The sequence below is a fragment of the Streptomyces sp. B21-105 genome (assembly GCF_036898465.1).
Classification (GTDB): domain Bacteria; phylum Actinomycetota; class Actinomycetes; order Streptomycetales; family Streptomycetaceae; genus Streptomyces.
In genome coordinates, this window is the sequence record NZ_JARUMJ010000001.1 from 8,544,426 (window position 1) to 8,557,064 (window position 12,639).

6 protein-coding genes are annotated in these 12,639 nt (G+C 73.2%); 3 read left to right on the top strand and 3 right to left on the bottom strand.

Annotated elements, in window-relative coordinates; translation table 11 throughout:
- Positions 1-52 precede the first annotated feature (52 nt).
- The gene (locus QA802_RS38300) at positions 53-2,146 is read left to right on the top strand and encodes a ricin-type beta-trefoil lectin domain protein (protein WP_334532881.1); all 2,094 of its coding nucleotides are present in this window, start codon (positions 53-55) and stop codon (positions 2,144-2,146) included.
- Positions 2,147-2,155: 9 nt separating this feature from the next.
- Here QA802_RS38300 and QA802_RS38305 read toward each other — a convergent pair whose 3' ends face one another.
- Both QA802_RS38305 and QA802_RS38310 read right to left on the bottom strand, forming a co-directional pair.
- On the bottom strand, positions 2,156-3,412 hold the full coding sequence (locus QA802_RS38305) for an SLC13 family permease (RefSeq protein WP_334535157.1): 1,257 nt from the start codon (positions 3,410-3,412) through the stop codon (positions 2,156-2,158).
- A 205-nt stretch (positions 3,413-3,617) separates the two neighbouring features.
- Positions 3,618-5,984, bottom strand: a complete 2,367-nt coding sequence (locus QA802_RS38310) for a SpoIIE family protein phosphatase (RefSeq protein ID WP_334532883.1) — start codon at positions 5,982-5,984, stop codon at positions 3,618-3,620.
- A 339-nt stretch (positions 5,985-6,323) separates the two neighbouring features.
- Here QA802_RS38310 and QA802_RS38315 point away from each other — a divergent pair, with 339 nt between their 5' ends.
- Positions 6,324-9,437 (top strand): glycoside hydrolase family 2 TIM barrel-domain containing protein, encoded by a 3,114-nt coding sequence (locus tag QA802_RS38315; protein WP_334532886.1) that lies wholly within the window; start codon positions 6,324-6,326, stop codon positions 9,435-9,437.
- Between the two features lie 109 nt (positions 9,438-9,546).
- Here the strand turns inward: QA802_RS38315 and QA802_RS38320 are convergent, their stop codons facing one another.
- Positions 9,547-10,113, bottom strand: a complete 567-nt coding sequence (locus tag QA802_RS38320; RefSeq protein WP_334532889.1) for a cysteine hydrolase family protein — start codon at positions 10,111-10,113, stop codon at positions 9,547-9,549.
- A gap of 212 nt (positions 10,114-10,325) precedes the next feature.
- On the opposite strand from QA802_RS38320, the gene QA802_RS38325 reads away from it, so the two are divergent.
- Entirely contained in the window at positions 10,326-12,566 is a 2,241-nt protein-coding gene (locus tag QA802_RS38325) for a glycoside hydrolase family 9 protein (protein ID WP_334532892.1), read from the top strand.
- The last annotated feature ends 73 nt before the right edge of the window (positions 12,567-12,639 follow it).

The following is a 12,639-nucleotide window of genomic DNA, read 5'->3' on the forward strand; positions in this document are numbered from 1 at the left end:
GCGGAACCGCAAACCCGATGGTATGGACGTTATGCCGCATGCCCCGGAAGGAATGCAGCCCGTGAATGACGCAGGCCTGTCGAATTCCCCTTCGGCGCGCCGCTTCGACGCGACGGACGAACAGCTCAGCGCGGAGCTGAAGAAATGGACGGGGGCGTCGCCCGCGCTGCATCCCGTCGGTGAGCTGCTCGACCGGCACTGGGGGGCCGCCTTCACCTACGCCCGGCTGTGCACCGACGACGAGCGCGCGGCCGGCATGCTCACCACGGCCGCGTTCACCCGGCTGTTCGGTGAGACCCTGCGGCAGAACGGTCCGACCGCCGCCTGGCGGCCCCATCTGCTGGTCACCGTCCGCCGTATCGCGGCCGAGTGGGACACCGACGGCCGCCGCGATCTGCTGCATCCCACGCTGCGCTCCGAGGACGCCGGCGACGGCGCGGTCGCCGGCCGTGCGGACGCCCTCATGCTGCCGCCCGTGAACCGGCGCATGCTGTCCCGGGCGTTCCAGCGGCTGCCCGAGGCGGCTCGTTGCCTGCTCTGGCACGTCGAGGTCGAGGCCGAGCCCCTGGCGGTCCCGGCGGGCCTGCTCGGCCTCGAGGAGGACGGCGCCCGCGGCGAGTTGAGCCGGTCCCGCGAGCGGCTGCGGGAGGAGTGCCTCCAGGTCCACCGCGAACTCGCCACCGACGACGAGTGCCACCGCTACCACCGACTGCTGGACGTCACCTGCCGACGCGGCGGCGGCGACCTCGACCCCGACCTGCGCACCCACCTGGACGGCTGCCGGCACTGCACCCACACCGCCGATCAGTTGCTGCAGTTCGAGGGACTGCTCGGCACCGCCCTGGCCGACGGCATCCTGGGCTGGGCGGCCGCGGCCTACGTGGAGATCAGGGTGGCGGGCCACGGCGAGTCCGCCGACGCGCCCGGGGAGAAGTTCCGCGGCTACGCGGGCGAAGCCTTCACGGACGGGTCCTCCGCGACCGCCTCGGCCGAGGCCGCGGCCCGACCCGTGACCCGCGGCCGCCCGCGGTCCGGCCTGGCCTCCCGGATCGGAGCCCGCTTCGGCGACCTCTCCGCGGCCGCCACCGCCCAGGCCGGCCCCCGGGGAGGATCCGCGGCAGGGTCCGCGCCCGGCTTCGAGGCCGACGCACACCTCCGCCCCGGCTCCGCGGCCGACACCGACTCCCGCCCCGGCGCGAGCCGTTCGGCGCAGAAGGCGGCCCGTCGCGCCGCCCGTCGGCGCAACCTCGCCGCCGCGGTGGTGACCGTGAGCGGGCTCGTCGTCCTGCCGCTGCTGGTGTGGGCCGCCATCGACTCCGGCGACGGAGCCGCCCCGGCGGCGGGCAGCGGGGCCGCGGAGTCCGACGCCCCGGGCACGGACAGGGCCACCGGCGACCCGTCCTGGACCGGCGCGGACGCCGCCGCCCAGGGCACCGTGCGCGGCCGTCTGCACAACGTCGCCTCCGGGCTGTGCATCGCCGTCGAGGGGGCCAAGCCGGTCAGCGGCACCGAGGCCCGGCTCGCCGCCTGCACCTCCGCCGCAGGCCAGCAGTGGGCGTACGACCCGAACGGACTGCTGCGCAGCGCCGCGGCCCCCGACCTCTGCCTCGACTCCCGGCTCGGCTACTCGGTGCGGCTCGCCCCGTGCATCGGCGCCGCCCAGCCGGACGTCAAGAACGTCCAGTACGACTTCACCCTGCAGGGCACGCTCGTCCCGCGCTCGGGCCAGAACCTCGCTCTGGCGCCCGCCGCAACCGACGGCTCGGGCGCGCTCGTCCTGAAGAACCGGGTGGACGGCGCCGCCCAGCGGTGGGTCATCGACACCTCGCAGCCCGACCCGCAGATGCAGTTCGTCAACTGGGGCGCCTACAGCGACCCGTCCGACAGCCCGGCCCCGTCCGCCACGCCGAAGGCGGCGAAGCCGGCCCCGACACCGTCGCCCACGTCGACGCCGTCCGCCGCCCCGACGGCGTCCGGGGGCGCGTCCCCGAGTCCGGGCGACACGTCCTGCTGGTACGGGAACCCCTGCTCCGGCGGCCGGCCCGGCTCGCCCGGCGGCTACGGAAACGGCTCCGGCGGATATGGCTACGGCTACGGAGGGTACGGCGGTTACGGCTACGGGGGTTACGGCGGCGGGCAGCGCTGAACCGGGCGGTCAGGCGCCGATCACCTGGAGCGAGGCCCACAGCGCCACCACGGCCGGGATCAGCGCGGCCGGCACCGTCAGCAGGCCGAGCCGGGTGAACTCGCCGACCTCGACCTGCTCGTCGCGCTCCTGCACCACACGCCGCCACAGCAGCGTGGCGAGGGAACCGGCGTAGGTCAGGTTCGGGCCGATGTTCACCCCGAGCAGCACCGCGAGCACCGCCCCGGTCCCGGCCGGGGCGGCCAGCGGCACCAGGACCAGCACCGCGGGCAGGTTGTTGATCAGGTTCGCGAGGACGGCGGCCACCGCGGCGACGGCCAGCAGAGCGAGGAGACCCGAACCGCCGGGCAGCGCGTGCCGCAGCGCGGCGGCGAGACCGTTGTCGACCACCGCGCGCACCACGATCCCGAGCGCCAGCACGAACGCGAGGAACCCCAAAGTGGCCGCCCGCACCACGGCGAGGGGCGTCACGCGCCGGCGCGCCAGCGCGCGCCCGGCCATCACCAGGGCCCCGGCCAGCGCGGCCCAGGCCGGTTCGACCCCGAGGGCGGAGGCGACCACGAACCCCGCCAGCGTGCAGGCCACGGTGACCAGCGCGAACAGCGGCAGTTCGGGCTCCGGGCCGTCGTCGGCGGTGGGCTCGGCGGCGGGCAGGTCGGCGGCGAAGAACCGTCGCAGGACCAGGTACTCGGCACCGATCGCGACCACCCACGGCAGCGCCATCAGGGCGGCGAAGCGGGTGAAGGTCAGCCCGCTCGCGGTGAACGCCAGCAGGTTGGTGAGGTTGGAGACCGGCAGCAGCAGCGAGGCGGTGTTCGACAGGTGCGCGCACGCGTAGACGTGCGGCCTCGAGCGCACCCCCATCCGGGCGGCGGTGGCGAACACCACCGGCGTCAGCAGCACCACCGTGGCGTCCAGACTGAGCGCCGCCGTGACGGCCGACGCCAGCACGAACACCGCGACCAGCAGGCGCCGGGGCCGGCCGGCCGCCCGGCGGGCCATCCACGCGCCGCACGCGGTGAACAGCCCCTCGACGTCGCACAGGTGCGCCAGCACCAGCACCGCGGCGAGGAAGCCGACGACCGGCCCGAGCCGCTCGGCCTCCGTCAGGGCGTGCTCCGGCGACACCGCCCCCAGGGCGATCACCACCGCCGCCGCGGGGACGGCCACCAGGGCCTCCGACCGTCCGGCGGGACGCAGCACGGCCCACCCGAGAGCGGCGGCGAGCAGGAGGACGGACAGGCTTTCGGCGAGCGGGGTGTTCAGGGCGGATCTCCGGGACGGTGCAGGACGGGGAGCTGCCCGCGCATCGAGGGATCCGGGAGCCCGTCCATGAAAACATGTTCGGGTAAGAGCCCCGTGCGGCCGGGTCGGCGGGAGGAGCGCTTCACGCCTTCCGGAACAGCAGAACCGCCTCACGCCCAAGCGAACAGCAGAACCGCTTCACGCCTTCCGGAACAGCAGAACCGACTCACTCCTCCTCGAGGAGCGCCAGCTCCGCCCAGATCGTCTTGCCCTCGGTGGTGTGCCGGGTGCCCCAGCGCTGGGTGAGCTGGGCGACCAGGAGCAGGCCGCGGCCGCCCTCGTCCCAGGTCTTCGCCCGGCGCAGGTGCGGGGCGGTGTGGCTGTGGTCGGAGACCTCGCAGATCAGCGTCGTCGCGTCGTGGATGAGCCGGAGCCGGATCGGGCGGGAGCCGTACCGGATCGCGTTGGTGACGAGCTCGCTCACCACCAGCTCCGTGGTGAACGACGCGTCGCTCAGCTCCCAGCGCGACAGCTGCTCGACGGCCTGCTTGCGGATCGGCGCGACCAGCGACGGGTCGGCGGGGATGTCCCAGGTCGCGACCTGGGAGGCGGGCAGGCCCCGGGTGCGCGCGAGCAGCAGGGCCACGTCGTCGGCGGCGCCGCCGGCCGGCAGCAGGGTCTGCAGGATCCGGTCGCAGGTCTCGTCCAGGGAGTCCGACGGGTCCGCCAGCGCCGCCCTGAGCAGCCGCTGACCGGCGTCCGCGGCCCGTTCGCGGGACTCGACCAGGCCGTCGGTGTAGAAGGCGAACACACTGCCCTCGGCCACCTCAAGCTCGGCGGACTCGAACGGCAGCCCGCCCACGCCCAGCGGGGGGCCGGCGGGCAGCTCGATCCGCCGGGGCGCGCCGTCCGGCCGGAGCAGCACCGGCGGGGGATGCCCGGCGCGCGCCAGGGTGCAGCGCCGCGACACCGGGTCGTACACCGCGTACAGGCAGGTCGCGCCGACCTCACCGGGGCTGCCCTCGCCGCCGGCCTCCTCCGACAGCCGGACGACCAGGTCGTCCAGGTGGGTGAGCAGCTCGTCGGGGGCGAGGTCGATGTCGGCGAGGGTGCGCACGGCGGTGCGCAGCCGGCCCATCGTGGCCGAGGCCTGGACGCCGTGTCCGACGACGTCCCCGACGACCATGGCCACGCGCATTCCGGACAGCGGGATGACGTCGAACCAGTCGCCGCCGACCCCGGCGCGGGCGGCCGGCAGATAGCGGGAGGCGGCCTCGACGGCGGCCGTGCGCGGCAGGGTGCGCGGCAGCAGGCTGCGCTGCAGGGCGAGGGCCGTCTCGCGTTCGCGGGAGTAGCGGCGGGCGTTGTCGATGCAGACGGCGGCGCGGGTCGTGACCTCCTCCGCCAGCAGCACGTCGTCGGGGGAGAAGGGCTCGGGCCGCCGGAACCGGGTGAGGACGGCGACGCCGAGGGTGACGCCCCGCGCCTGGATCGGCACGGACATCGTGGAGTGGATGCCGATCTCCCGCACCCGGGCGGCGCGCGCCGGGTCCCAGGCCAGCCAGGAGTCCAGTCCGCCGTCGGCCACCGTGCCGACGACGGTGCGGCCCGCGGCCAGCGAGTCGGCCTGCGGCGAACCGGCCGGGTAGTCCTGCGCCTCGCCGGGCTTGGCCACCGCCTCGGGGCTGCCGGGGTTGACCGAATGGTGCGCCGCGCGCCGCAGGCTCACCGGCGGGACGAACCGGGCCGGGGGTTCGCCGTCCTGCGGGTCGAGCAGGTCGACGCTGACGAAGTCGGCGAGCGCGGGGACGCACACCTCGGCCAGTTCCTGGGCCGTGCGGGTCACGTCGAGGGTGCTGCCGATGCGCACGCTCGCCTCGTTGACCAGCTGGAGCCGCTCACGGGAGCGGTGGTTCTCGGTGAGGTCGTGGGCGGCCAGGCACACGCCCCGGATCCGGCCGGCCGGGTCGGTGACCGGCGCCATCCGGGCCAGCCAGGCGTGCGCGTGGTCCTCCCCGCCGGTCCGCATGAACGTCTCCACGTCCCGGGCCCGGCCGCTGTGGAGCACCCGCAGCATGTGCCGTTCCAGCTCGGCGCTCTGCGGGCGGCCGCCGATCTCGGAGAGCCGCAGTCCCTTGACGCGCTCCTCGGGGAGCCCGATCACCTCGCTCATCGCGTCGTTGATCCGGCGCAGCCGCAGCTGTTCGTCGTAGATCGCCACGGCGCAGGGGGACTGGACCAGCCCCGCCGCGGCGAGCAGGTCGTCCGAGCGGGCGGGGCCGCTCCCGGCGAGCGGGGTGACGACGAGCCACTGCCCGGGCCGGCCGTCCTCGGACCGGCTGTGGTGGGCGAGCAGCCAGGTGGACACCGGACGGCCGTCACGGTGGCGCAAAGTGACCGTTCCGTCCCAGCGGGAACCGGTGGGGAGGGGCAGGATTCCGGTCAGGAGTTCTGCCGCGGGCCGGCCCACGACCTCGTCCTGCGACCAGCCGAGGAGGGCACGGGCGCCCTCGTTCCACCCGATGAGCGTGCCGACGTCGTCGACGACGGCCCGGGCCGTCGCGGCCTCGTCGAACGGATACTCCGGGCTCATCTCGCCACTCCAACGCACCACTCACAGTGAACAGGCAGGTCACTTCCGTTCCAGCCTAGTGCGTTCCGCACGAGCGCGGACCGCAACCCCCGGGGGGTGGGGGATCAGCGGGCGGCCGCCGGCGTCAAGAGGCGGAACCGGCCGATCTTGCCGAAGGGTGTGCCAGGGGCTTCGGGAGGCCGCAGGGCACTTCCGCACCCTTGACGGGCAGGAGTGGCCCGTCGTCAGATTCTGTTAGTTAACGATGAGTTGTGAGCGCTTCTGGTTTTCGATGTCTACCTATGCCCGTTTCGTATCTGTCTTATGTCCGTCTGAAGTCCAGCTGAGGGAGAGTCGCCCATGACGGTCACGCGCAGATCGGTCCTCGCCGCCGCCTCCGCCGCCTCCGCCGCACCGGCCGCCGGAGCAGTCCTCGGCGGCGCCCCGCCGGCGCAGGCCGCCGCGCACTCCGCAGCACACGCCCCCGCCGCACCGGGGCGCCGTACGGTCCCGCTGCGCGACGGCTGGCGCTTCGCGCTGGTCGACCCCGGCGGGCTCACCGACCCGACCGGCCGGTACGCGGACGCCGCAGACCCCGGCCACGACGACTCGGCCTGGCGCGCGGTGGCGGTCCCGCACGACTGGAGCATCGAAGCGGCCCCCACCACGCAGTACGGCACGACCAGCGGCACCGGGTTCTTCCCCGGCGGCCTCGGCTGGTACCGGCTCGCCTTCACCCTGCCGCCCGCGCACACCGGCAAGCGGATCTCGGTGGAGTTCGACGGCGTCTACATGGACTCCACCGTCTACTGCAACGGCGTCGAGGTCGGCCGCCACCCGTACGGCTACACCGGGTTCGCCTTCGACCTCACCGACCTGCTGCACACGGACGGCGCCACCGACAACGTGATCGCGGTCAGGGTCCAGAACCAGCTCCCGAGCAGCCGCTGGTACTCCGGCAGCGGCATCTACCGCGAGGCCCGCCTGGTCGTCACGGAGCCGGTGCACGTGACCCGCTGGGGCACGCACGTCACCACCCCGGAGGTCACCGGGAAGCGGGCCGTGGTCCGGGTCGCCACCACCGTGGCTAACGCGTCCGGCGCGGGCGCGGACGTCGAGATCGTCTCGCGGGTCCGCGCCCCGAACGGCCGCACGGTCGCCCGTACGTCCTCCACGGTCGCCGTGACCGACCGGACCACCGAGACCCACGAGCTCTCCGTGGCCCGTCCTCGGCTGTGGGACTTCGCGACCCCCCAGCACCGCTACACCCTGGAGACCGAACTGCGCGTCGGCGGCCGGGTCGTCGACTCCTGCAGCACCCCGTTCGGCATCCGCACCTTCCGCTTCGACCCGGACGAGGGCTTCCACCTCAACGGCGTGCACGCCAAGATCAAGGGCGTCGACCTCCACCACGACCTCGGCGCGCTCGGTGCCGCCGTCAGCGTAGACGCGATCCGCAGACAGATGACGATCATGAAGTCGATGGGCGTCAACGCGTTCCGCACCTCGCACAACCCGCCCGCGCCGGAGATGATCCGGGTCTGCGAGGAACTCGGCATCGTGATGCTGGTCGAGGCGTTCGACTGCTGGAAGACCGGCAAGACGCGCTACGACTACGGCCGGTTCTTCGACGAGTGGTGCGAGCGGGACGCCACCGAGATGGTGCTCGCGGCCCGCAACTCGCCGGCCGTCGTGCTGTGGTCCATCGGCAACGAGATCCCCGACTCCACCTCCACCGCCGGTCTCGCCATGGCCGACCGGATCATCGCCGCGATCAGGGCAGCGGACGACACCCGCCCGCTCGTCATCGGCTCGGACAAGTACCGCAGACCGCCCGCCAGGGGCACCGCCGCCGACCTGATGCTGGCCAAGCTGGACGGCCTCGGCCTCAACTACAACACCGCCCAGTCCGTGGACGCCCTGCACGCCGCCTATCCGCACCTGTTCCTCTTCGAGTCGGAGTCGTCCTCGGAGACCTCGACCCGGGGCGCCTACCAGGAGCCCGAGCACCTCAACACCGGCGAGAACCACACCCCGGGCGGACGGGCCACCTCGTCCTACGACAACAACCTCGCCTCCTGGACGATGAGCGGCGAGTACGGGCACAAGAAGGACCGGGACCGGAAGTGGTTCACCGGGCAGTTCCTGTGGTCCGGCATCGACTACATCGGCGAGCCCACGCCGTACGACGTGTTCCCGGTCAAGGCGTCCTTCTTCGGAGCGGTCGACACGGCCGGCTTCCCCAAGGACATGTACCACCTGTTCCGCAGCCAGTGGGTCGACGAGCCCATGGTCCACCTGCTGCCCATGACCTGGAACCACGAGCCGGGCGACACGGTCGAGGTGTGGGCGTACTCCAACGTCGACACCGTCGAGCTCTACCTCGACGGAAAGTCCCTGGGCGTGCGCAGGTTCGACGCGAAGAGGACCGTCGACGGCCGTCCCTACCTGGAGACCACCGAGGCGACCGGCGACGACAAGACCTTCACCACCGGGCCCTACCCCGGCAGCTACACCAGCCCGGGCGGCAGCGCGGGCAAGCTGCACCTGACGTGGCGGGTGCCGTTCGCGCCGGGCGAGCTGAAGGCGGTGGCCCGCAGGAAGGGCAGGACGGTCGCCACCGACGTCCTGCGCACGGCGGGCGCCCCGCACGCCGTGCGCCTCACCGCCGACCGCGGGTCCCTCCCGGCGGACGGGCGGTCGCTGGTCTTCGTGACCGCCGACGTCGTCGACGCGCGCGGGACCGTGGTGCCCGACGCCGAGCACCTCATCTCCTTCGAGGTGCGCGGCGGTTCCCTCGCGGGCCTCGACAACGGCCGGCAGGAGAGCGCCGAGCGTTACCAGGCCAGTACCCGCACCGCCTTCCACGGCAAGGCGCTCGCCGTCGTGCGCTCCGGTGTCGAGGCCGGCGCGCTGAAGGTGACCGCACGGGCGGAGGGCCTGCGCAGGGGCACCGTCACGGTGCGCGCCACGCCTGCCCGCCCGGTCGCGACCACCCCGACCGCCGTCTTCACCGCGGACCTCCCCGCGCCGGTGAGCCACCCCTGGCCGGACGCCAGTTATTCCGGCCGCCCGGACACCCTGCCGGCCGCGATGCTGGACGGCGACCCGGCCACCGGGTGGTCCAACGCGTTCGTCAAGGCGGCCACCGCCCTGCTGCCCGCCTTCAGCGGGGCCAGGCCGAAGGACTGGGTGTCGGTGGACTACGGACGCGTCAGGGACTTCGACCGGGTGGAGGTGTCCTTCACCGTCGACGCCGCGCACAGCCTGCCCGCCTCGGTTACCGCCGAAGTCTGGGACGGTCGGCGCTACGTGCCGGTCACCGGGGCCGCCGTCGACTGGGCCACCGCCTCGAACACACCCACGGCGCTCACCTTCGATCCCGTGCGCGGCTCGAAGCTCCGGCTGCACCTCACCAGCGGCGCACCCGGCACGGCCCGCGGCGCGCTCCGCATCACCAGATGGGAGGCCTGACCGCCTGACCGGCCGGCCGACGGGCGGGGCGCCCCGGCGGGGACCCGCCGGTCGGGGCGCCACCGCGCGCCGGCCCCCTCGCGTGCGCGTCGCCCTCCCCGGAAGCGCCTCAGCCCGCGTCGGCCCCCTCGAACGTCACCTTCGCCGTGTCCACCGTGGCCGCGCTGCGGCCGGGCGCGCTCTGCCACGACCAGTACAGATTGGTGTGGGCGATGACCTCCTCAGGGGCGGGCGCACCGTACTCTCTGAGGTCCTCGGTGGTGTGCGCGTCGCCGACCAGCGTCACGTCGTAGCCCCGCACGAACGCGCCGTGCAGGGTCGAGCGGATGCACGCGTCCGTCTGCGCTCCCGTGACGACGACCCGGCCCACCCCTTGTTCGGCGAGCACCGACTCCAGCTCCGTGTCCTCGAAGGAGTCGAAGTACCTCTTGTGCACGAGCGGCTCCGGGTCGAGGCGGACCAGCTCCTCGACGTACTGCCAGTTTTCGCTGCCGCGCACCAGCTCGCCGTCCGAGTGCTGTACCCAGACGACCGGCACCTCCTGCGCGCGGGCGGTGTCGATCAGGGCGCCGATGTTGGCGATCACCTCATCGCGCCGGGGCGTGCCCGCCACCACGCCCTTCTGGACGTCGATGACGAGCAGGGCCGTACGCGACCGGTCGGGCAGAGTGGTCATGGATCCCCCCGTTCTCGAAGTTCTCGAACTGCTTCGCCGTGACGTCCACATTAGGACGCCCCACTGACAACGGCCCCGAGGGCATTTCGTCCGCACCGTTGACGGGGTGTCATGACTGCAACAAGCATGTCCTTCGACCCCTCCCTGGGAGCGCTCCCATCGGCCGGCCCGGTCCCGTGCGGAGCGTCCCGCGTCTTCCGAGGAGCCCGGACGTGAAACCACGCAGCACCGCCCTGTTGTCCCTCGCGGCCCTGCTGGGCGCGGCGCTCACCGCGCTGCCCGCCCAGCAGGCCGGCGCCGAGGAGGCCGAGCAGGTCAGGAACGGCACCTTCGACACGACCGCGGATCCGTGGTGGACCAGCAACGTCACCGCGGGCCTCGCCGACGGCCGGCTCTGCGCGGACGTGCCCGGCGGCACCGTCAACCGCTGGGACTCCGCCGTCGGCCAGAACGACATCACCCTGGAGAAGGGATCGACGTACCGGTTCTCCTTCAGTGCCTCCGGCGTCCCCGAGGGGCATGTGGTGCGCGCCGTCGTGGGCCTCGGGGCCGCGCCCTACGACACCTGGCACGAGGCGACGCCGGTGCTGAGCGCGTCGGGGGAGTCGTACACGTACACCTTCACCGCCCCCGTCGACAGCGCCCAGGGACAGGTCGCCTTCCAGGTCGGCGGCAGCGCCGACCCCTGGCGGTTCTGTCTCGACGACGTGTCGCTGCTGGGCGGGGTGCCGCCCGAGGTGTACGAGCCCGACACCGGACCGCGGGTGCGCGTCAACCAGGTCGCCTACCTGCCCGCCGGGCCGAAGAACGCCACGCTGGTGACGGACGCCGCCGGCAAGTTGCCCTGGCAGCTGAGGAACGCCGCCGGGGCGACGGTCGCGAGGGGCTGGAGCGTGCCGCGCGGCCTCGACGCCTCGTCCGGGCAGCGCGTGCACTCCATCGATTTCGGCGCTTTCCGCAAGGGCGGCACCGGCTTCACCCTGGTCGCCGACGGCGAGACCAGCCGCCCCTTCGACATCGGCACGGCCGCCTACCGGCGGCTGCGCGTCGACGCGGCGAAGTACTACTACACGCAGCGCAGCGGCATCGCGATCCGTGACGACCTGCGGCCCGGATACGGCCGTGCCGCCGGACACGTGGGCGTCGCGCCCAACCAGGGCGACGCGTCGGTGCCCTGTCAGCATGGGGTGTGCGACTACACCCTCGACGTCTCCGGCGGCTGGTACGACGCCGGGGACCACGGCAAGTACGTCGTCAACGGGGGCATCGCGGTCTGGGAGCTGATGAGCACCTACGAGCGTTCCCTGCACGCCCGCACCGGCCACCCGGCCGCGCTCGGCGACGGCACGCTCGCCCTGCCCGAGAGCGGCAACAAGACGCCGGACATCCTCGACGAGGCCCGCTGGGAGCTGGACTTCCTGCTGAGGATGCAGGTGCCGGCCGGACAGCCGTTTGCGGGCATGGCCCACCACAAGGTCCACGACGAGCAGTGGACGGGCCTGCCGCTGTTGCCGGACGACGACCCGCAAAAGCGCGAGCTGCACCCGCCGACGACCACCGCGACCCTCAACCTGGCCGCTGCCGCCGCCCAGGCGGCCCGGCTCTACAAGCCCTACGACAAGGCGTTCGCGGCGAAGGCGCTGCAGGCGGCGCGCACCGCCTGGGCGGCCGCCGTGGCGCACCCGAAGGTGTACGCCGACCCGGCCGACGCCACCGGCGGCGGCGCCTACAACGACGACGACGCGACCGACGAGTTCTACTGGGCGGCGGCCGAGCTGTACCTGACCACGGGGGAGAAGCAGTACGCCGACTTCGTCGCCGGCTCGCCCGTGCACACCGCCGACGTGTTCGTCCCCTACGGATTCGACTGGTCGCGCACGGCCGCCGCGGGGCGGCTCGACCTCGCCCTCGTGCCCAGCAAGCTGCCGGGACGGGACAAGGTGCGCCGGTCGGTGGTGCGCGGCGCGGACACGTATCTGGCCGCCCTGGCGGCACAGCCGTACGGCATGCCCTACGCACCCGACGGCAACCGCTACGACTGGGGCTCCAGTCACCAGGTCCTGAACAACGCCGTGGTCATCGCCACCGCCTACGACCTGACCGGCGCGTCCAAGTACCGTGACGGGGCCGTCGAGAGCATGGACTACGTCCTCGGCCGCAACGCCCTGAACATGTCGTACGTCACCGGCTACGGCGAGGTGAACTCCCACCGCCAGCACAGCCGTTGGTACGCCCACCAGCTCGACCCGAACCTGCCGGACCCGCCGGCCGGAACGCTTGCGGGCGGACCGAACTCGAGCATTCAGGACCCCTACGCGCAGGGCAAGCTCCAGGGGTGCGTCGGGCAGTTCTGCTACATCGACGACATTCAGTCCTGGTCGACGAACGAGACCGCGATCAACTGGAATGCGGCGCTGGCCCGGATGGCGTCCTTCGTGGCGGATCAGCAATAGGACGCGACCGGTCGGGAGCGAGCACGGACCGAACATCTTCTGGTACCGCGCGGTCGCCAGTTTGACCTGGGAA